The sequence below is a fragment of the Mucilaginibacter sp. P1_D10 genome, from assembly GCF_056406215.1.
Window position 1 is genome coordinate 377,846 of the sequence record NZ_JBFUAP010000006.1, and the last position, 21,655, is coordinate 399,500.

Here is a 21,655-nt window from a genome sequence, read left to right on the forward strand (position 1 = left end):
CTAAGGCGTTACCACATCCAAATGATACTCCTGTATCAGCGGCGGGTTCTCGGGCGTGAGGGTAAAGCTTACGCGAATGTTGGCTTGCTCGCCTTTGATGATGAAATACCCGCGCAGCTGATTCTCTGCCACAATTTCACCTATGCTTACGGTTTTGCCTGCCTTGGCAAATGCATCGGCGGCGGCTATCTTTAATTTATCAGGAAAGTAGTCCAGGAAGAAATTATCGGCAAATATGCCGCTGGCTTTGGCGGTGCTCCAATCGGCAATAACCTTAAGCAGTTCGGCTTTGCGCCGGTTGAGAATTGCCGATGGCGGCAACACGCGCGGCCTGATGCCCGAGAGCATCAAAAGCGTATCCAAAGCGGCGTTGTTGATAGGCGCGGCCCTTGCATACGTTACGTTGCCGAAGGATACGATGCCCACGCCATAATCGGGCATTACATTCCACTGGCTGCCGAAACCGGGTAAGCCGCCGGTATGGCCCACGTAAATGCGGTTATCGCAATCTTTCATCCATCGCAGCCCGTAGGCGTAGGCGGTAACATTTGGGCAGGGCCTGCCGTTTGGGGTTTTGGCATTGGCGGTTAAGTAATTCACATCCCAGGGGTATTGCATCTCGCGCACCGAGCTTCTCTTAACCGGGCCTTTATCCACATCATCCCTTGGTGGCCAGGCATCCAGGTGCAGGGCCATGTATTTGCTGAAATCTTCTATGCTGGTTATCAATCCGCCCATAGCGCCGTAAGCGCCGTCGTGCAGCAGGGGCTGCTCTACCCATTGCCCATCCAGCCAGCGGTAACCGTGGGCCAGTTTATCTTTGGGCACTTTGGTATATTCCCAATACGTATGCAGCATGCCCAGGGGCTTTAAAATATTATTGGTGATGTAAGTTTGATACGTTTGTCCGCTTACTTTTTTGATGATGTAGCCCAGCGTGGCAAAGCCCAGGTTGCTGTATTCGTAACCGAGGCTTGGGTTAGTTGAAAATTGCACCCCTTTTTTATAGATAGCAATCAGTTGCGCATCGCTAACAGCCAGCTGCCTGTCTCCCCAAGGGTTATCTTCGGGGTAACCGGCGGTATGCGTAAGCAGGTTTTTGATGGTGATAGGCGTAGCATCTTTGGTGAGGTACTTCGTGCCCTTCATCTCTGGAATATAGAGGTAGGCGGGGTCATCAAGTTTCAACTTGCCTTCATCCCGAAGCTTTAAGATGGCCATGGCGGTGAGGCTCTTGGTCATGCTGGCAATGCGGAACTCAGATGTAGCATCAACGGGGATTTTATTGGCGATATCGGTATAGCCTATGCCGCCGGTGTGCACTAGCTTGCCATCAACTACAATGCCGTAAGCCGTGCCGGGCCAATGGTTTTTTTCGGCATAGTCTTTATACAGCTGGTCGATAACCGGGAAGGTGGCAGCTATCTTCTTCAGCCGATCCGGATCTGTAAAAGTAGCCGGTTTGTATTGGGCAATGGCGAATGTTGGGAGTAGTAACAGAAGGCAGAAGGATTTGCGCATGGTGGTGTTGGATGATAGCCGAATTTAGGAAAAATTGTCTGTCGAATTACAGGAATTTATGGGATGAGCAGAAAGTTTGCCAAAGCCAAAGGCGGAAATGCCAAATCTGTCCTTATCCAAAAAAACATCATGGGTCAACTCCCAAAAAAATCGTCCCAGTGGCTTTGTATATATTTATAGCTCTGTTCGAAATACTTTTTTATCGTTCGGTTTAAATGGCTTTTCCATGCTATATCTTCACCTTTATAAACGGCCAGCCAGGCCATAGCGTAGGCAATTACTTGCTCGGGGAGATACCCGCTACGTCTCATTTTCCATCCCCGGCGCGAAGCGTACGTCCACTGGTTAAAATGGAAATAAGCATTGCCGGTAAATATGCCAAAGCCAAATACTACTGCGGCAAGTGCTGCCAAAAGCTTATCGTTTTCGGCCATGCGGTGTTCCGACCACAATTTATGCTGAGCCAGGTGCGGGGCCAATACGGCAACCATGCGTTCGGGATCATTCAGGATATCCATATCTATCCACACTTCTTTTTGCCCGTAGCCATTGTCTACATAACCCATAGTAGGGTTTACCCAGGGGCCATGTAATTGAGGCGATGGGGTAGCCACAATTCCTTCAGAAAAAGGTGCCGGCTTATTGCTGTAAAACTTCAGTTCGAGTTCCCAGGCGTCAATGGCCATCAGGTTTATCATTCGCCCAAAAATAAATTCCGCATCTTGTTCTGTCCCCTTGAATTTACGGTCGAAATATTTCTTCTCAGGCGTAATGGTAGGCAGCGACTGCACGTATTCCCCTTCGAGGGTATCGCACAGCAAAACAAGTGCGCGCTCCGTCCACTCTTTATCCGCCGGCGTAACCGGGAGTTCATCTTTATTCTCCCAAAACCGAAAAGACCACGATGAAGAGGGCTGGTTATTTGCGACTTCCGTTTCCTCGTACCAATCTGCATGAGGGCTCACTTCCCCGCAACCACCTTTTCGCCTAAAACACTGCGTTTCTTCGTGTACTTTTCCGCATGCAGGGCATACCCCACGGGTTTCAAAAGTGTTCCAGTGCGTATTGCAAACCGTACAAACCCAACGGCAAGCATCATCTGGCTCCCAATCGCAGTTAGGGCAACTTATACGTATCTCCGGCATCGGTTAAATTTGAAGTAAAATAGCTTTTTTCCGGAAGGAATCAAAAGAATTCAGAAAAGCAAAAAGCCCCGGTCTCTCAACCAGGGCTTTCCAATATATTATCCTGTTCCCCTTTAGGGGGTTAGGGGGCTTACGCTAATTTCGCCAACTCCTCTGCCATGGCAGCGCCAATTTCGGCAGGAGATTCTACTACGCGGATACCGCACTCGCGCATAATGGCCATTTTCGCGGCAGCGGTATCATCGGCACCGCCTACGATTGCGCCTGCGTGACCCATACGGCGACCCGGAGGCGCTGTTTGGCCGGCAATAAAGCCAACCACAGGTTTAGTGCCGTTTTCTTTTATCCAACGGGCTGCGTCGGCTTCCATGCCGCCGCCAATCTCACCAATCATAATGATGCCGTGGGTATCAGGGTCGTTCATCAATAATTCAACAGCTTCTTTGGTTGGGGTACCGATGATAGGGTCACCGCCGATGCCAATGGCCGTGGTGATGCCCAGGCCGGCTTTAACTACCTGGTCTACCGCTTCGTAAGTAAGCGTACCCGATTTAGACACGACGCCGATGTTGCCTTTCTTGAAAATAAAGCCCGGCATAATACCAATCTTGCTTTCGTCGGCAGTGATGATGCCCGGGCAGTTTGGCCCAATAAGGCGAGCATCTTTATCTGATAAATATTCTTTAACCGCTATCATATCCTTGGTGGGGATACCTTCGGTAATACAAACAATAACTTTAATGCCTGCTTCAGCAGCTTCCATAATGGCATCTGCGCCAAAAGCAGGAGGTACAAAAATAATGGATACATCGGCACCGGTAGCAACAACGGCATCTTTCACGGTATTGAACACGGGCCTGTCTAAATGGCTTTGGCCACCTTTGCCGGGGGTAACCCCACCTACCAACTGAGTACCATACGCAATCATTTGTTCTGCGTGGTAACTACCTTCTTTACCGGTAAAACCCTGCACTATAACTTTAGAATCTTTATTTACGAGAACGCTCATCGGCTTTTTGATTTTTGTATGGCAAAGCTAAGTTTATTGGCCTTAAAGTCAAATTAAATTTTAGACTGCTTTTATATTTTACATGAGTGTGAAAGGGCGGCACGCAATACTAACCCGCCAATAAAACAAGCATTAACGAGCGCATAGCTCACATTAAATGACGCACTTCAAACAGGGGAAATTATACGATTAGCCCGGCCTGTTTAAATATGAGGAGAAAAAGAATAAAAATCATGCTTGTTCAGCACGAGCCCGTATCAGGGAAAACTACCTATAACGGATCAGAAAGTTTTAAAAAAGGTACGCTTTGGGTACGTTGCACGCTGGTGCGTGCAGCAAACTTTAGTGGTTTGGCAAATAAATTATGCAGCAACAAAATTAATAAAGGGAGAATAAAGATTACAAGCACACTCACGCACATTATTATATACATAATGTCGGATAGCTGGGGGTGAAAGCCGCGTTTATGGATAAATGTTGTTTTCATATTGTAGGCCGGTATTGGTTTTTGTACCTGACTGGTAACTTAATAACCATCAGTTAAACAAATTGTTTATTTGCGGCTAAATATTTTTTTGTTGTTAAAGTATGTTAAAACGTTTTTTTGTACTGTTACCTGCGCGTTAATTTTATACGCAAATGAAACCATCGTTGTTGTTAGTAACGCTGCTATTTTTATTTAGTTGTGCCGACGCGCAGGTAATTACCGGTAAACTCATAGATAAAGAAACGGGCTTGCCCGTAAAATACACCCAAATCACATCCAAATCCGGCGTAGCTTACACAGATGATGGTGGCGTATTTACGCTAAAAATAAGTAAAAATTTTGATACAATCCGAATAAACACCTTGGTTTATAAATCTTTTAAATTGGCAGCGGCCGACTGGGGAGGCTTTATGCGCATCATCGAACTGGAAATAAGCTACAAGCAATTGGGCGAAGTAACCATTACAGCGAAGAAAAATTATTATAAAGATTCTCTAAGCCTGCGGAAGGAATATGCTAAGGCTTTCAATTTCAAGGGGCCAAAGTTTAACGAGATCTTTCGCAGCCCATCTCAATATGTGCCCTTTGCCGTAGTGAGCATAGATGTTGGTATGTTGTTTAAAGCAATAACAAAAAAACACAGCAGCGATTATAAATTACAGCAGATTTTGCTGCGCGATGAGCGGGAAAACCATGTAAGCGCCCGGTTCAACAAAACATTGCTGGGCGATATCACCAGGTTGGTGGGCGATTCGCTGGAGAATTTCATGAGCAGGTACCGGCCTACTGCGGCCACGCTGGATAAACTAAGCGATTACGATTTAATACAGTATATCAAAAGCAGCATGGAAACATTTAAAGCAAGCGGTGGGAAGAATGCTGAGCTGCCGAAATTGCTGAAGGAGGGGGAATCGTTGGAGTGAGGGGGATTTAATATCGAACACCGAATATCCAATGCTGAATGATGAAGTAAAAATTCCGTCACAATAGTGTGTTTCGGAAGATTACCCGTAAATACCCGTAGAGGATATTCAATAGCACTGGGTAGTTCAATATATCTTATTATGGGAATGTCCTGATGCCGCAGGGTCCTTTTTCAAAGGCACTGCGGAAACTTCCAAACTAAGGCTTAGTTAGCTACTTTGCAGGTTAGGCACGAGTACGCTCGCGCGCTTGCCAACGCTGGATGCGGGCCAGTTAGGGGACCTGAGTGGCTTCAATCGAACCCCTTTTGCCGATTTTGAAGTTTTTTAATAATTTAAACTTATGCAGGCCTGCCTTTTAGTTTGAGCTTCTGATGGTTCACAATCAGTGATAAATTTATATTTGTTTAAGTTTATCACTAATCATAATTAAAATGATAGGAAGAAATATAAGGAAATGGCTTGATGAATTTATTACTGGACAAACGGATATTCAAAAGGTAGCATCCTTCAAGCTGATGAAAATTTCGGAGCATTATTTTGAAGACCATAAAGTTTCTATTGAGGAACGAAAATCTGTTGTAAACGGAATTTCGAATATTACATCTACAGATCCAATTGTGCAAGAATGCATAGCAAGTTTAATAGGGACGCTACAAATTTGGACGATAGAAGTAGAAAATATCCTTAATAGTTTATTGTCCAATAAATCTGAATCTGTATTGATTAACGCCGTTTGGGCAACCGGTAATTTAAAATCAAACGCTAAAACATTAATTCCAAAATTATTAGAACTTCAGAATTACAATAGCCGGGAGGTTCGTTTTAGAGTTGCCTATGCGCTCAAAGAAATTGCTCAAAGTAATGAAGCTGTAAGAATTACTTTATTAAAATTAACTAAAGATCCTGATTGGCTGGTTAGAATGCATGCCTTAGATGCTTTGTCAGTTTGTATTTTGGCGCCAGATATAGAAGTCGAAAACGTGTTAGTTATTTCACTCGATGATAAAGATCAAGCGGTGCAAGCAGGGGCCTGTCGTGCTATTGGTATATTAAATATAACATCAAAAGCAGCGAAAAATAAACTTATTTTAATGGCAGCAGAAATGAGCGATGCATTGTGGGCGTTGAGTAAAAATTGGCCGGAATTGTTCTATAAGCAGCAGTTCCGGATATTACTGGAAGCAAACAGTGGATATCCTTGGGCTTATAAACTCCTTGCCAATATGGAACCTGTTGTAGAGGTTAAGAAAAGTTGGCTCTCAAAATTATTTTCAAGTTAAAAACTTCTTAATTGCCTTTTAATCAAGCAATTTGTGAACTTTTGTGACCGCAGGGTCTCTCGATAGAGGATTCTGCGCCGTAGGACAGGCATTGAATATGCATTAGCGATGGGTGGTTCGATATTCTACGGGGAATGTCCTGGTGCCGCAGGGGCCTTTTCCAAAGAAACCCTGCGGGAACTTCAAAATTAAGGCTTAGTTAGCTACCTTGCAGGTGAGGCACGAGTACACTTCCGCACTTGCCCTACGCTGCATCGCGCCAGATGGGGGGAATCGTTGGAGTGAAGATTTCTAAAAGTAGTGTATAGCGTTACCTTTAGACAGAATAAGCCCTCATTGACTATTAATAAATTCGACCCATTCTTCAATTAAACTCTTTAACTCTATTAATGAAAGTTGAATTTGTTGACTAATGATAGCATTAGGTGGAATAATTTGAACGCCGTCACTCAGTATTACACCATCCGCGGTATAGTATTCTTCAAATGGAAGATTGTTTAACGCATGTTCAATCTCCTCCAGCAATTGTGGTCCTTCGCGTTCTCCCAGTGAATTCAACAATCCAGACAACACTAAGGCCTCAGTTGTTTTCACCGCTCTTGTGCATACAAAGGAGTCTGAAAATCCAGAGGTTGTAATTTTCGAAAAAGTTAGATTGTATTGTTGCCTTTTGCTCATGGTTAAAATTTACCCTATGGTCGCAGTTATCATCGTTCCCGCGATTGCCAATCAAAAACTCCCCCTTCAGGGAGTTGTGGGGCCACCGCCATAGCACCTGCGCGGTTGCCCATTTCCGTCATTGCACGGCATTTTGATAGAGAGCCATTAAAGGAAAATAGCAAACTCAACAATAGTAATAACAATCACTGCTCCCCAGGTTATCAAGAAAAACTTACCTGCTTTCTTTAACTTCGGCTTATCCTGTTTGGTAACGCCCGGGATGAAGTTTGCCACTGTTAATCCCATACCTCCAAGTAAAATAATAGCCTTTAAGATGGTTAGTGCAATATACATCGGTTTGATTCGGAATGTCGCCCCTGAAACCCTAAAAATAGGTTTAAATAACCGACTTAATAAATTTCGCCGGCACGCCGCCCACTATGGCATTGTCTGGCACATCTTTAGATACCACCGCGCCGGCAGCTACGATAGCGTTCACCCCAACGGTAACTCCCGGAAGTATGGTAGCATTTGCGCCTATCCACGCATTTTGTTTAATAACAATCGGTTTGGTAATTAAGGCCCGCCTGTCAATCGGGTCGGCCGGGTGGTTTTCGGTAATCAGGTTTACCCTTGGGCCAATAAGTACATCATCTTCTATAGTTATTCCGCCCATATCCAAAAATGAACATGCGTGGTTAATGAAAACGCGCTTTCCAATATTGATAAACTTGCCAAAGTTGGTGTAAAATGGCGCGAACACCGTTGTGGAGGCATCAATTTCGTATCCGATTATTTCGGACAGGATATCGCGTATCTGCTGAATATTATCAGCAGCGTTAAGTTGAGCCGAAAGACGTATAGTGCGGGTAACAACGTCATCGACCTTCGAAAATTCAGGGTCGCTTAACCTGACAAGTTCACCCGATTTTAGTCTGTCGAAAATATCTAATTGATCCATTTCTTATTTTGATTTTTTAGCATTCAGATTTCCCCAAAATCAAAACTCCCCTTGCGCCACCGCTAAAACTAAGTCTGCACGCGGTCAGGGGGCCGGGGGGATTGCCCTAAACTCCCCCTCGCTCTTGGCCACAACTATAGTAGCCACCCCGTTGCCGATAACGTTGGTAATAGCTCGTGCTTCAGACATAAACCGATCTACGCCCAGCAAAATGGCTACGCCTTCTACCGGGATAATTTTGGTAGCGGCCAGCGTTGAGGTAAGCACAATAAACCCGCTGCCGGTTACGCCCGCTGCGCCTTTGGAGGTAATCATGAGTATGCCGATGATGCCCAACTGTTCCTCTATCGAAAGATGCCTGTTGAACACCTGCGCCAAAAATATAACCGACATAGATAAATATATGGTGGTACCATCCAGGTTAAAGGAATACCCTGCCGGGATAACCAGGCCCACTACCGATTTGGAACAGCCGAACTTCTCCAGCTTTTCCATCATCCCCGGCAGGGCCGATTCAGATGAAGAGGTGCCCAATACGATAAGTATCTCTTCTTTGATGTGCTTGAGGTATTGCCACAGGCTGAATTTGAACAGGTAGGCAATAAGGTTCAGCACCACGAAGATGAACAGTGCCATGGTAATATATACCGAAGCCATCAGCAAGCCAAGGGGCTGCAAGGCTTTTATGCCATAGGTGCTGATGGTATAAGCCATACCGCCGAAGGCACCCACAGGTGCTACCCGCATCACTATTTTCATGATGTTGAAGAACACCCTGGATAGTTTCTCGAAAGTTGCGATGACCGATTGCCCCGCTGCACCAAGCCTGCTCAGCCCAAAGCCGAACAAAATGGCAAAAAAGAGTATCTGCAAAATCTCTCCCTTGGCAAACGACTCGAAAATGTTGCCGGGCACAATGTGCGCCAAAAAATCCATTATATTCATCTGCGAACCGGCCTTTTGGTAATCGGCCAGTTTAGCGGCGTCAACCGGTGCGTGGGTATTGATGAAGCCTTCGCCTGGTTTTACCAGGTTGGCTACGGTAACGCCAATTATCAGGGCCAGGGTGGTCACTATCTCAAAATAGAGCAGGGCTTTGCCGCCTACTCGGCCCACCTTTTTCATGTCGCTCATGCCGGCTATGCCCAATACGATGGTAAAAAAAATGATGGGGGCGATAAGCATGGTAATCAGGCTGATAAAGGTTTTGCTGATCACCTGCGCCGTTGGCGCAAAACCTTTAAAATATATACCCACCACCACGCCTAATAGTATGGCAAATAACACCTGGAAAGTAAGGTTGCTGAGGATGCGTTTCATCAAAACAATGATACGATTTATTTTGCTCAGTGGTTAATGGAGAATGGTGAGTGGTTAAGTAGTTAGTCTTTAAATGGGGCGGTGAAACAGGCGGTAAAAGCATGGTTTGGCATTGGTCAAACCAGTGTAAACATCGCCTGGCAAAACATTCAATGCGGGCAGATTGTCGTATATTTATATAGAAAGAAGAGGAGTCCGAAAGTCAGATGACCGAAAGTCCGTAGATAAAATCGTTTCAAATTAATCTGTGTAATCGGTGAAATCGATCCTCTTAATCAGTGAAATCAAAAAATATAATGGAATACAATCAGTTAACACCCGAAGAAGAATACGTAATACTACACAAAGGCACCGAGCGCTCATTTACCGGCGCTTTATTGAACAACAAGGCCGAAGGCTTATACTTATGCAAACGCTGCGATACGCCGCTATACACATCCGAAACTAAATTCGAATCGCATTGCGGATGGCCAAGTTTCGACGAAGAGATACCCGGTGCCGTACGCCATGAAACAGATGCCGACGGCCGACGCACCGAAATTTTGTGCGCCAACTGCGGCGCGCACCTGGGTCACGTTTTTAAGGGGGAGTATTTAACGCCAAAAAACACCCGCCACTGCGTAAATTCCCTCTCGCTGAAATTCGTATCAGCCGACGAGGTGAGCCCCCCAGCCCCCTGAAGGGGGAGCCTCTGATTGGGTGGCGAATTTTTCAGGAAATCCCGCCCAAAAAAAAGCGGGATTTTTTGTTTTCCACAATTTGCAGTGTGGACAGGAGGGGGCAAAATACCGTATTTCTACCTGGTTCATAAAGCCCTTAATTTGGCGTGGTTGGCACTTTTTCGAACCCCGGAATTGTCTGTTTAAGGTAAACTAAAAGTGAAGTTAATGTTATGGCGGCGTTATCGAATTTTCTACTAAAAGGGTTTAGATAGCTTTAGTAATGCATTGGTCTTTAGTGGGTTGAATTTTTCGCCGATTAGTCAGATATAGCCCAAACTATTTTTTATTGTTTATAACTTATAGGGGGTGTTAAAAACTTACGCTAACATACAATGGAGCCATGACCTATCTTTGAAGCATAAGTTCTATCAACGCTATCCGTTTGCCGTATCTACCTGCGGTAAAATTGGGGAAAACCATGGTAAACACATGGGCTATATGTATTAAAATATAAAGTTTAATAGCAGATAAGTGGGGGTGTTTGGGGCGAGAAAATAAGAGCGGCACTTTTGCCAATTTAAAACTCGCAGGGCATAGCTGTCTCCAAATGCGCCGTACGCATAATAGCTCCGAATGCAAAAGATAGAACCGGGAAAATATAAAAACAAAAGATACAAAATACGCGATGCCAGAGGAAACCGAATTATTGCTGAGAGAGAACAAAGACCGCTTTGTAATCCTCCCCATCAAGTATCCCGCCATATGGGAAATGTATAAAAAAGCTGAGGCCAGCTTCTGGACGGCAGAAGAGATAGACCTGAGCGACGATATGAAACACTGGGAGAATTTAAACCCCGGCGAGAAACATTTCATATCGCACATTCTGGCGTTTTTTGCCGCCAGCGATGGTATAGTGAACGAGAATTTGGCCATCAATTTCATGAGCGAGGTGCAATTGCCGGAGGCACGCTGTTTCTACGGTTTCCAGATTATGATGGAGAATATCCACTCGGAAACCTATGCCTTGCTGATTGATACTTATATAAAAGACCCGGCCGAAAAAGACCGCCTTTTCCACGCGATAGATACCATTCCCTGCGTAACTAAAAAGGCAGAATGGGCACTGCGCTGGATAAACAACGGCAGCTTTGCAGAACGTTYGGTAGCGTTTGCTGCTGTTGAAGGGATCTTCTTCTCGGGTAGTTTCTGCTCTATCTTCTGGCTGAAGAAACGCGGTTTGATGCCGGGATTAACCTTCAGTAATGAATTGATCTCTCGCGATGAAGGCTCGCATTGCGAATTTGCCTGCCTGCTTTATAAAATGCTGGAGAACAAACTAAGCACCGAGGCTGCAACCAAAATTATTACCGATGCGGTAGAAATAGAGAAAGAATTTGTAAGCGATGCGCTGCCGGTGAGCCTGATTGGCATGAACGCCAAAATGATGAGCCAGTACATTGAGTTTGTTGCCGATAGGTGGCTGGATGAATTAGGCTACCCTAAGGTGTACGGCGTATCGTGTCCGTTCGATTTTATGGAGATGATAAGCCTGCAGGGTAAAACCAACTTCTTTGAAAAAAGGGTGGGCGATTACCAAAAAAGCGGCGTATTGAACGGCACGCAGGAAAACAAATCGTTCTCGCTGGACGAGGATTTTTAAGAAGCCTCACCCACCCCTCTCCAAAGGAGAGGGCTTTGGAAATGATGCTTTATTAATAACAACAAGACCCTTAATTAAATTATATATTATACTGTTGGTTTAAAGTCCCCACTACTTGACACTAACTATTTAAAACAACCAATATGTACGTATTAAAACGAGACGGCCGAAGAGAGACAGTGAAATTCGACAAAATTACAGCGCGGATAGAAAAACTGTGTTATGGGTTTAACCTGGTAGACCCGATTGATGTTGCTAAAAAAGTAATTGAGGGTTTGTTTGATGGCGTTACCACGTCAGAACTGGATAACCTTGCTGCCGAAACAGCAGCATCGTTAACCACCAAGCACCCCGATTATGCTTTGCTGGCTTCGCGTATAGCGGTGAGCAACCTGCACAAAAACACCACGAAGTCGTTCTCCGAAACCATGAAACGTATGTACGAATACGTTGACAAGAAAACCGGCAAAAACGCCGCTTTACTGGCCGACGATGTGTACCAGATTATACGTGATAATGCGGAAATACTGGATAGCAGCATTATTTACGACCGCGATTTCGGTTTCGATTACTTCGGCTTTAAAACCCTGGAAAAATCGTACCTGCTAAAAATAGACGGCAAGATAGCCGAGCGCCCACAGCATTTGTTTATGCGTGTATCGGTTGGTATCCACAAAGAGGATATCGATAGCGCTATCAAAACCTACAACCTGATGAGCGAGCGCTGGTTTACCCATGCTACGCCAACTTTGTTTAATGCAGGTACACCAAAACCTCAAATGTCGTCGTGCTTTTTGTTAACCATGAAAGATGACAGCATCGACGGTATATACGATACACTGAAACAAACCGCCAAAATCTCGCAGAGCGCAGGTGGTATCGGTTTAAGCATCCACAACGTAAGGGCTACAGGTTCGTACATCAGCGGTACAAACGGTACCAGCAACGGTATCATACCAATGCTGAAGGTATTTAACGATACCGCCCGTTATGTAGACCAGGGCGGTGGCAAACGTAAAGGCGCTTTCGCTATCTACTTAGAGCCATGGCATGCAGATATCTTCGAATTTTTGGATTTGCGTAAAAACCACGGTAAAGAAGAAATGCGCGCCCGCGATTTGTTCTACGCCCTATGGGTAAGCGATTTGTTTATGAAACGCGTAGAAGCTAACGAAGACTGGAGCCTTTTCTGCCCGCACGAAGCACCAGGCCTGGCCGATTGCCACAGCGAAGCATTTGAAGAACTGTACACCCGTTACGAGCGCGAAGGCCGTGCCCGCAAAACCATCAAGGCACAGGAACTTTGGTTTGCCGTGTTAGATAGCCAGGTAGAAACCGGCACACCATACTTGTTGTATAAGGATGCTGCCAACGCAAAAAGCAACCAGCAAAACCTGGGTACCATCAAAAGCTCTAACCTTTGCACCGAGATAATCGAGTACACTTCTGATAAAGAAGTTGCGGTTTGTAACCTGGCATCTTTAGCATTGCCACGCTACGTGATCAACGGCGAGTTCGACCATAATAAATTGTACGAGGTAACTTACCAGGCTACTTTAAACCTGAATAAGATTATCGATAACAACTACTATCCGGTTGAAGAAGCACGTTATAGCAACCTGCGCCACCGCCCTATCGGCTTAGGCGTACAGGGTTTGGCTGATGCCTTTATCCTGCTGCGTTTACCTTTCGAAAGCGAAGAAGCAAAACAACTGAACAAAGAGATATTCGAAACCATCTACTTTGCAGCCATGACAGCTTCTAAGGATCTGGCGATAAAAGACGGCCACTACGAAACCTTTAAAGGTTCGCCGCTGTCGCAGGGCAAGTTCCAGTTCGACCTTTGGAACGAGAAACCTGCAAGCAGCCGTTGGGATTGGGATAACCTGCGCCTTGATGTAATGAACCATGGCGTGCGCAACTCGCTGCTGGTAGCGCCAATGCCAACCGCATCAACCTCGCAGATATTGGGTAACAACGAGTGCTTTGAGCCATACACCTCAAACATTTACACCCGCCGTGTATTAAGCGGAGAGTTTGTTATCGTAAACAAACACCTACTGCGCGATCTGGTAAACCTTGGCTTGTGGAACAACGGTATCAAAGACAAAATCATTACCGCGAACGGTTCTATCCAAAATATCGCAGAAATACCTGCCGATATCAAAGAACTGTATAAAACCGTTTGGGAAATTAAGATGCGTAACATCATTGATATGGCTGCCGATAGGGGCGCATACATTTGCCAGTCGCAGTCGCTTAACCTGTTCATCAACTCGCCAAATGCAAGCAAGCTTACTTCGATGCACTTCTACGCATGGAAGAAGGGCCTTAAAACAGGTATGTACTACCTGCGCACACAGGCAGCATCGCAAGCGGTTAAATTTACCGTAGAGAACCAGGGTGGCAAAAACATGGATGCCGTTATACCCGAAGTGGTTGCAGATAGCACTGCCGAGGATGTACCGGCAGGCCCATCATGCTCGATGGAAGAAGGCTGCGTAACTTGCTCAGCATAACAACGTAGAGACGCCAAATATTGCGCCTCTGACCAGATTTGCTCTAAATAACAAAGGCCGGGGAACTGAAAAGTTTCCCGGCCTTTTTGCTATCTGCAAGTCTGCTCTGTCTGCCGATGATAGCCGCGTCGCCCCGGCTCTCTGGCCAACGCAACTCTCCGCAACAAGGAGTTGTTTAGCTTTCCACACCGCCCTGCTTATAGGAAGATTGCTTCGTCCCTTATAATGACGTTACGATTAGGCAATCTCGTTTATCTATTCTAACCTGGTTAATCCCGAAAATCCGCTTAATCCTAATTACGCATCTATCGCATCATATACGATAACCTTCTCCCAAAGGTGGCTGTGCGTTTTGATGAATTCCTGGTGTATAGGGTGGCTTTGGTAAGCGGCCTGCGCTTCCAAATTGGCAAAGAACATTACTTCTGATACTGCCCAGCTGTTATCCACCACTTCGCGTTTCTCTGTGCTGGCTACTACGCCTACGTGCAGCTCTTTGATATGCTCTATCTTGCCAAGCGATTTTACGCCGGCTACCAGCATATCGCGATCTTCCTTAGAACCGGGGTTCTTCAACCAAAAAAGTGCATGGTGCACTACGTGATACTTGTTTGTCATAATTGTTAAGGGTAATGCCTGTGCAACGGCCACGCCTGCGGCCATAGTTGCTGCGGTTGCTATAAATTTCCTGCGGTTAGTTTTCACGAGGGCTTAAATTAATCTTCTTTTCTCATATATACAAAAGCCACCAACCGGTCCAACTGGTTGAACGGGGCCAGGTTATACTCGCAAGCTTCTTCCACGCTCTCTACGTCATGATGCACGTCTGCATAAATCTCGGCACCAATGATACTTAAGTTCTCATAATCATCTTCGGTCGGCGGCCTGTCCAGATAACATTTTACATACAATTTGCCCACAGCTATACCAACCGCAATGGCCCTTATCTCAGGGTATATTGCGCCCAACAACGCTCTTTGAGCAGATAATAACAGTAAAGGGTTATGTTCAAACTTGACTGCCATCTCAACACTTCGGCTGCTCGCACTTTTCATCCACAAACTCCGGTTCGAAGGTACTATGGCTAATGGATAGGTGCTCCAACCGGTGGCGCAGGTCGTGCTTGATGTTATCGAAGTTGCTCATGTCTTCGGGCTTTACCACCAGATGGGCAGTTAGGGCATTCTCGGTAGTGCTGAGGGCCCATACGTGCATGTGGTGAACATCTACCACCCCTTTGGCTTTCTTTAGTTCTGCTTTGATTTTAGACAGGTCCATCTCCTTGGGTACCCCGTCCATTTCCAGCCGTAGGCTATCCTTCAACAGACTCCAGGTGCCCGTTAGTATCACAATGGCTATGATGATGCTGACCGCACTATCTACCCAATACCAATGGCTAAAGTAGATGATAACGCCTGATATGACTACGCCCATCGATACGATGGCATCAACCGCCATATGGATATAGGCACCCTTTATGTTTAGGTCGGTGTCTTTATCTTTCACAAAAAGCCAGGCTGTAAAGCCATTTATGGCAATACCCGAAAATGCTACCCAGGCTATAGTAGTACCTGTAACATTCTCCGGGTGCAATAGTCGCAGCACCGCTTCGTACACAATAAAACCGACCGCTACAACCAATATTACCGCGTTGAAAAAAGAAACGATTATGGTAGAGCGTTTATAGCCATAAGTGTATTTACTGTTAGATTTTGCCTTGCTCATTTTAAAAGCCAGCAAAGCCAGCGCAAGGGAGGCAACATCGCTAAGGTTGTGGCCGGCATCGGTAAGGAGGGATAACGAACCGCTGATGAGGCCGGCAATTACCTCTACAATTACAAACCCAGAGTTCAATACAATCCCCCAGATGAAAGCCGTATTTAGCTTATCCAGCTTAGGGGCATGGTCGTGATGATGATGGCCGGAGTGATCGTGACTGTGCATGTTTCAGATGTGCAAATTTCAAATGTGCAGATTTCAGACTCGCACATGTGCAGATTACAAATGTGCGAATAAATAGGAAGATGTGTAGACGAAAAAGCAAATGTGCAGATTTCAAATGTGGAGATTTCAAATTATTAAGAAAGATTAGTAAAGCAGCCGGCATCTGCGCATCTGAAATCTATAACCTGCACATCTGTGACCCGCACATCTGCAGTTCCATTTGCACATCTGAAATCTGCACATCTGCACATCCTCTCACTGGTGATGATACGGCTCGCCCTTTATAATGGTGAAAGCACGGTAAAGCTGCTCAACAAAAAACAGGCGCACCATTTGATGCGAGAACGTCATACGGCTGAGGGATATTTTATCGTTGGCGCGCTGATAAACCGATTGGTCGAACCCGTAGGGGCCGCCCACCACAAATACCAGGCTGGCTACCGAACTAATAGCGCGCTTATTCAGGTAATTGGCAAACTGTACAGAGGTGTGCTCCTGCCCCGCTTCATCCAGCAGTATCAGGTAATCCTGTGTAGTAACTTTTTTGAGGATAAGCTCGGCTTCCTTCGTTTTTTGCTGCTCCTCGGTGAGGGCCTTGGTGTTTTTCAGCTCGGCAATCTCTACCAGTTCCAGTTTGGTATAATGCTTAAGGCGTTTTACGTACTTTTCTATGCCGTCCTTCAGGTAAGCATCCTCAGTTTTGCCAACGGTTATAAAAGCTATCTTCATTACAAGGCGGTAAATGTTGCGTAATTATCGTAAAATTGAAAACTTGCAAAACTACTTAAATAAGGTTTGGCAACAGCTAATGGATCAGGATATTTTAAACGATTATATACAGGCGGCACAGGCCGCACAACAACAAGCCGATGCTTTCGGCAAAAAGGCCAACGCATACTCGCTTTACCGGTTGCTGGTTTTCGCATTGTTCATAGGCGCTGTGGTTGTAACCGTAAGCCAGGATAACATCCTGATACTGGTGGCAGCGGTATTGGTGCTGGGTTTTGTATTCGCCAGGCTGGTAAACAAACAAGGCGAATTCGAAACCGCTAAAAACTTCTACCTCGACCTTAAAAAGGTGAACGAGAACGAAGCCGCCAGTATATCCGCAAATGGCAATATCTACCACGATGGCAGCTGGTTTGCCAACGATAAACATCAGTACACTGCAGATCTGGACATCTTTGGCAAAGCATCTTTGTTCCAGTTGATCAACCGCTCGGCAACCCTGGGCGGCAACCTCAAGCTGGCCGACTGGTTGTGGGCCCCGGCAAAAAAGGACGTGATATTATCCCGGCAGGACGCAGTGAAAGAACTTGCCGCGAAAACCGAATGGAAGCTTACCTTTCAGGCCAACCTGCTGTTTTCGCTCAAACAACACCGCGACCAGGTAAAGAACCTGATAGCTTACCTGAAAACGCCCGTAGAGCTCGATAATGAACAGTTCCTGCGCATTTATAGTCAGGCCGCGCCCTGGGTGCTCCTAGCCATGCTTATAGCGGGCTATTTTTATGCGCCTGTTTGGTATGTGGTAGTGCCTGTTATGTGGTTCAACTACCGGCAGGCCTCCACCCGTGAAAAAATTGTAAAGAAAACCGACCTGATAGCCGGCAGGATAGATACCGCGCTGAAGCACTTCGTGCTGGGGTTCCAAAACATTGAGCAGGCCGAGTGGACCAGCCCCTACACGCAAAGCATCAGCCAAAAACTAAAAGATGGCAAGGGGCAGCTGGTTTCTGCGCAAATTAAGCAACTGCAATTGCTCATCAATAAGCTCAACTACCGCCTCAATATGATATTGATGGTGCTGTTGAACGCTATTTTTATTTGGGATATACGCCAGTTGATGGCGATAGAAGCCTGGAAAAAGGCCAATCACGAGACCTTCGAAACCGCATTCGATGTTATCGCCGAATTCGAGGCCCTCATCAGCCTTGCTGTACCCGCCATTAATTACCCGGATTGGACCTACCCGCTTATTGCCAATACGGAGGGATATACCCTTACTGCCAAAAACATCGCCCATCCCCTTATCCGCGGCAAACGGGTTGATAACGACTATGAATTGAATAATGCTTTCAGCATTGATATCATTACGGGCAGCAATATGGCCGGCAAAAGCACATTCCTCCGCACTATGGGCATCAACGCCGTTTTGGCACTGGCAGGTGCTCCGGTGTGCGCCGCGGCGATGGAGTTATCCGTCATATCCATAGTGAGCTATATGCGCATCAAAGATAACCTGAACGAAAGCACCTCTACTTTTAAAGCAGAGCTGGACCGCCTGCAGATGCTATTGGCGGCGGTAGAGAACCAGTCCCGCGTTTTCTTTTTGATAGACGAGATGCTGCGCGGAACCAATTCGGTCGACAAATACCTGGGCAGCAAAGCCGTGATAGAGCGGCTCATCAGCAAAAAGGGCGTAGGCATGGTAGCCACGCACGATCTGCAGATAGCCCGCCTGGAGGATAAATACCCCGGCTATGTACGCAACTATTACTTTGATATACAGGTGATTGATGGCGAGATGCTGTTCGATTACAAGATAAAGCACGGCGAGTGCAAAACCTTTAACGCATCGCTACTGCTGAAGCAGATAGGGATAAATGTAGAAGAATAGTGTTCACGGTGTGGCGCGTGAACACCGTGAACACTTGCAATTAATTAGTAATCAGCCACTTGGTAAATTGTGGATGGTGTCAAAATGCTGTCACCACTGTTTTGCTTGCAATTTGCTTTATTTTCCCGGCTCCGGTAAAAAAAAAGCGAGCCTCCCTGATTAACGGAAGGCTCGCTTTTTTATTCTTTTTTCTTGATTCCTGACTCTTAAAGTCTTGATTCTAAAAACTATCGGCCGCCTGCCGGTGCGCCACCGCCCACGCCCTGGTCACCTTGTTTCATATCGTCGTTATTTACGCCCGATTTTTTAGGCTGGCTAAAGCTTAGCTTACCGAAGCTGTAGCTAAACGTAATGCCATAAGAACGGAAAGGCAACGCAAAGCTGCTGGTTTGCCTGAAGCCCGGGCTGTTAGTGCTCGATTTGAAGTACTTATACTCCGAGAATGGGTTGATGATATTTAAGCCAAGCGAGGCTTTCTTTTGCATAAACTGCCTGCGCACGCCAAAACCTAAGATGCTGAACGCCGGCTGCGAGCCCTGTATGGTACGGCGCGATGAACTGCCGAACGCAAACGCCTCTGCAATAAAGTTTTTGGGCAGCGTTGCCGTTGCACGCAGGAAACCATTGAACATCATGTAGGTGCCGTTTGCCGTTTGCTGGCTTGCGAACCTGCCGGTAGGATCGGGCTTGTAAGTAAAGCCGTTGAGGCTACCGATAATGGTTAGCTCTTTGAAAGGGTTTATGGTACCGAAGAAGCTACCACCAAACGAATTATTGTTACCCACGTTTTGGAACGTAGTTCTGGTACCCGGCTGTGATATTTGTGATCCGGTTGCCGGGTCGGTACTATTGATGATTATCGGGTCAGCAATACCTTCTATTAGCCCCGAAGTGCGTTTATAGTAAACCGATAAGTTTACGATAGAGGTTTTGATAAAGCTATTGAGCCCAAGCTCGATAGTTTGCGATACCTCGGGGTTAAGGGTTGGGTTACCCTTTGTATAGTTTTGGGGATTGCTTTGGTTCTCAAATGGATTCAGGAATTGCAGGCTCGGGCGGGTTATCCGCTTAGAATAACCCAGTTTTAACGTGTTTGAAGCAGTGATCTTCTTTTGGATAGTAAGACTTGGTACCCAGGTGTTGTAGTTTTGATCGAAAGGCGAAAGCGATTGCGTGGTACTTATAGGCTCGCCCGCAATATCGGTATTTTCCACCCTTAAACCAGCCAATACACTCCATTGCTTAGGCAAAGTTACGGTAAGTACCGAATAACCGGCCACTACAGTTTGATTATAATTATATTGATTAGAAAGTAGGGTACTATAAACCAAATCGTTATTCACGTAGTTATAATAATCGCTTACGCTCTTCAGCCTCCTGAAAATAGTTTTACCGCCGGCTTCCAGTTTAAATACCTTATCTATCGGCAGGGTGTAATCTATCTGTAAAGTGTACTCGTTGTTTTTACCGTCGATATTGTTTTTAACGCCTTGGAACACGGCGCTGTATTGGTTGTCATAAGCCTGCAAACCTGTACTATGGCTCCATTGCGTAGAGAAATCTATCTCGTGGCCTTCTTTTTTAAATTTATGCGTATAATCTATATTCCAGTCGAAACCATCTATCCTATTATTAGTGTTGGTGATGCTGGTGTATGGTGAGGCAGACGCAGTGTTAGAAAAACCCTCGGTACCAAAGGTTATCTGGTTGAATTTAAAGGTAGTATTAAGGCTGTTAAAACCATTGAACTGATACCCCGCACCTACCGAACCGATAAGCGCATGCCGCTTTAGCTTGCTCTCGCCGTTGGTAATGATAGATGCCGTAGTACCGTTATTGGTAAAATACTGCTCGAAATTGGTTAACGAAGTTTGCGGCCATGAAGCGTTGCCGCCTAAGTTGGCATTAAGGTTGAACCTGTTTTTGTTGTAATTGATGTTGCCGTTGCCGTTATTCTGGCGAGTACCCACGCCACCGCTGATGCCGCCGCTTAAGCCCGACACATTTTTTTGCTTGGTAATGATGTTGATGATACCAGCCGAGCCTTCCGCGTCGTATTTTGCCGATGGCGAAGTAATTACCTCGATTGATTTAATCTGATCCGCGGGGATAGATTTTAACACGTCGGCCAAACTTGCCGATGTTGCGCCCGATGGCTTGCCGTTGATCAGCACGCGCACGTTTTGGTCGCCACGTACCGATACGTTACCGTTGATATCTACCGATACCATCGGCACTTTCGATAACAGGTCGGTAGCTGTACCGCCCGCTGCAGTAAGGTCTTTCTCGGCATTGTAAACAATCTTGTCTATCTTGTTTTCGATGATAGATTGCTGGCCAACCACCTGCACCTCTTTCAAAGCACGTGCATTCGGCGGCAATATAACGCTGCCAAGGTTCGCGTCTGGTTTGCCTGCGGTGGTGGTAACCGGATCGATGGTTTTGGTTTGATAACCCAGGAAAGATATAGTAATCTTGTAACTGCCCGATTTGATGTTATCGAGCTTAAAGTTGCCCTTTTCGTCGGTAAGTACGCCGTTGATAGGCACCTTGCCCCCGCTTTTGAATAAGCTTATAGTTGCATAGTCCACCGGTTTTTTGGTAACCGAATCCACGATAGTACCGGATATCTTCCCTATTACAGATGAGCCGCCGCCACCGCCAACGCCAAACTGGGCTTTAGCTGTAAAGGATGCACAAAAGATTATTAAAAGTAAAATTATTCGTCTCATAAATGTTCAATTTGGTAATTGGAGGCGAAAGTGGGTAAAATGTTACAAGCAATTCTCCCTTTTTTGTAAAATATTAACAACTGTAATGTATATGTTACACTAAGCTCATTATCAGCTACAAGCTATCCGTTTAGATCGTTTTACGAAGGGTTGTTCCACCCATTATAGGGCACGTATGCAAATATGATGCTCACCAGAATCCCACAACG

19 protein-coding genes are annotated in these 21,655 nt (G+C 45.8%); 6 read left to right on the top strand and 13 right to left on the bottom strand.

Features of this window, described 5'->3' with window-relative positions:
• The 4 genes from AC1DYT_RS12240 to AC1DYT_RS12255 all read right to left on the bottom strand — a co-directional run bounded on the left by AC1DYT_RS12240 (position 1) and on the right by AC1DYT_RS12255 (position 4,162).
• Positions 1 to 1,521: a serine hydrolase domain-containing protein gene (locus AC1DYT_RS12240; RefSeq protein ID WP_477469886.1), complete on the bottom strand. Its 1,521-nt coding sequence runs from the start codon at positions 1,519 to 1,521 to the stop codon at positions 1 to 3.
• 134 nt (positions 1,522 to 1,655) lie between these two features.
• Entirely contained in the window at positions 1,656 to 2,666 is a 1,011-nt protein-coding gene (locus tag AC1DYT_RS12245) for a hypothetical protein (protein ID WP_477469887.1), read from the bottom strand.
• A gap of 130 nt (positions 2,667 to 2,796) precedes the next feature.
• Positions 2,797 to 3,675 (bottom strand): succinate--CoA ligase subunit alpha, encoded by an 879-nt coding sequence (gene sucD / locus AC1DYT_RS12250; protein ID WP_477469888.1) that lies wholly within the window; start codon positions 3,673 to 3,675, stop codon positions 2,797 to 2,799.
• A 271-nt stretch (positions 3,676 to 3,946) separates the two neighbouring features.
• Positions 3,947 to 4,162, bottom strand: coding sequence for a hypothetical protein (locus tag AC1DYT_RS12255; RefSeq protein WP_477469889.1), 216 nt, complete (start codon positions 4,160 to 4,162; stop codon positions 3,947 to 3,949).
• 152 nt (positions 4,163 to 4,314) lie between these two features.
• Here AC1DYT_RS12255 and AC1DYT_RS12260 point away from each other — a divergent pair, with 152 nt between their 5' ends.
• On the top strand, positions 4,315 to 5,085 hold the full coding sequence (locus tag AC1DYT_RS12260; protein ID WP_477469890.1) for a hypothetical protein: 771 nt from the start codon (positions 4,315 to 4,317) through the stop codon (positions 5,083 to 5,085).
• Between the two features lie 434 nt (positions 5,086 to 5,519).
• Positions 5,520 to 6,368 (top strand): HEAT repeat domain-containing protein, encoded by an 849-nt coding sequence (locus AC1DYT_RS12265; RefSeq protein ID WP_477469891.1) that lies wholly within the window; start codon positions 5,520 to 5,522, stop codon positions 6,366 to 6,368.
• A 333-nt stretch (positions 6,369 to 6,701) separates the two neighbouring features.
• Here the strand turns inward: AC1DYT_RS12265 and AC1DYT_RS12270 are convergent, their stop codons facing one another.
• The 4 genes from AC1DYT_RS12270 to dctA form a co-directional block, all read right to left on the bottom strand.
• Complete coding sequence (locus AC1DYT_RS12270) at positions 6,702 to 7,046, bottom strand: hypothetical protein (protein WP_477469892.1); 345 nt, start codon at positions 7,044 to 7,046, stop codon at positions 6,702 to 6,704.
• 147 nt (positions 7,047 to 7,193) lie between these two features.
• Positions 7,194 to 7,382: a hypothetical protein gene (locus AC1DYT_RS12275; protein WP_477469893.1), complete on the bottom strand. Its 189-nt coding sequence runs from the start codon at positions 7,380 to 7,382 to the stop codon at positions 7,194 to 7,196.
• Between the two features lie 43 nt (positions 7,383 to 7,425).
• Positions 7,426 to 7,989, bottom strand: coding sequence for a DapH/DapD/GlmU-related protein (locus tag AC1DYT_RS12280; RefSeq protein WP_477469894.1), 564 nt, complete (start codon positions 7,987 to 7,989; stop codon positions 7,426 to 7,428).
• A gap of 84 nt (positions 7,990 to 8,073) precedes the next feature.
• Complete coding sequence (gene dctA / locus AC1DYT_RS12285; protein ID WP_477469895.1) at positions 8,074 to 9,309, bottom strand: C4-dicarboxylate transporter DctA; 1,236 nt, start codon at positions 9,307 to 9,309, stop codon at positions 8,074 to 8,076.
• Between the two features lie 296 nt (positions 9,310 to 9,605).
• Here dctA and AC1DYT_RS12290 point away from each other — a divergent pair, with 296 nt between their 5' ends.
• From AC1DYT_RS12290 to AC1DYT_RS12300, 3 genes are all read left to right on the top strand, one after another.
• Positions 9,606 to 9,989: a methionine-R-sulfoxide reductase gene (locus AC1DYT_RS12290; RefSeq protein WP_477469896.1), complete on the top strand. Its 384-nt coding sequence runs from the start codon at positions 9,606 to 9,608 to the stop codon at positions 9,987 to 9,989.
• Positions 9,990 to 10,656: 667 nt separating this feature from the next.
• A complete protein-coding gene (locus AC1DYT_RS12295; RefSeq protein ID WP_477469897.1) occupies positions 10,657 to 11,631 on the top strand; it encodes a ribonucleoside-diphosphate reductase small subunit in 975 nt (324 codons plus the stop codon).
• Positions 11,632 to 11,774: 143 nt separating this feature from the next.
• Positions 11,775 to 14,150 carry a ribonucleoside-diphosphate reductase subunit alpha gene (locus AC1DYT_RS12300; protein WP_477469898.1) on the top strand — a complete coding sequence of 792 codons (2,376 nt, stop codon included), beginning with the start codon at positions 11,775 to 11,777 and terminating at the stop codon, positions 14,148 to 14,150.
• 297 nt (positions 14,151 to 14,447) lie between these two features.
• On the opposite strand, the gene AC1DYT_RS12305 is transcribed toward AC1DYT_RS12300, so the two are convergent.
• The 4 genes from AC1DYT_RS12305 to rlmH form a co-directional block, all read right to left on the bottom strand.
• Positions 14,448 to 14,855 carry a Dabb family protein gene (locus AC1DYT_RS12305; RefSeq protein ID WP_477469899.1) on the bottom strand — a complete coding sequence of 136 codons (408 nt, stop codon included), beginning with the start codon at positions 14,853 to 14,855 and terminating at the stop codon, positions 14,448 to 14,450.
• An 11-nt stretch (positions 14,856 to 14,866) separates the two neighbouring features.
• The gene (locus AC1DYT_RS12310) at positions 14,867 to 15,175 is read right to left on the bottom strand and encodes a MafI2 family immunity protein (protein WP_477469900.1); all 309 of its coding nucleotides are present in this window, start codon (positions 15,173 to 15,175) and stop codon (positions 14,867 to 14,869) included.
• A gap of 1 nt (position 15,176) precedes the next feature.
• Complete coding sequence (locus tag AC1DYT_RS12315; RefSeq protein ID WP_477469901.1) at positions 15,177 to 16,094, bottom strand: cation diffusion facilitator family transporter; 918 nt, start codon at positions 16,092 to 16,094, stop codon at positions 15,177 to 15,179.
• Positions 16,095 to 16,349: 255 nt separating this feature from the next.
• Positions 16,350 to 16,823 (bottom strand): 23S rRNA (pseudouridine(1915)-N(3))-methyltransferase RlmH, encoded by a 474-nt coding sequence (gene rlmH / locus AC1DYT_RS12320; protein WP_477469902.1) that lies wholly within the window; start codon positions 16,821 to 16,823, stop codon positions 16,350 to 16,352.
• A 43-nt stretch (positions 16,824 to 16,866) separates the two neighbouring features.
• Here rlmH and AC1DYT_RS12325 point away from each other — a divergent pair, with 43 nt between their 5' ends.
• Positions 16,867 to 18,714 (top strand): MutS-related protein, encoded by a 1,848-nt coding sequence (locus tag AC1DYT_RS12325; RefSeq protein ID WP_477469903.1) that lies wholly within the window; start codon positions 16,867 to 16,869, stop codon positions 18,712 to 18,714.
• A 227-nt stretch (positions 18,715 to 18,941) separates the two neighbouring features.
• On the opposite strand, the gene AC1DYT_RS12330 is transcribed toward AC1DYT_RS12325, so the two are convergent.
• A complete protein-coding gene (locus AC1DYT_RS12330) occupies positions 18,942 to 21,446 on the bottom strand; it encodes a TonB-dependent receptor (RefSeq protein ID WP_477469904.1) in 2,505 nt (834 codons plus the stop codon).
• Positions 21,447 to 21,655: the final 209 nt, after the last annotated feature.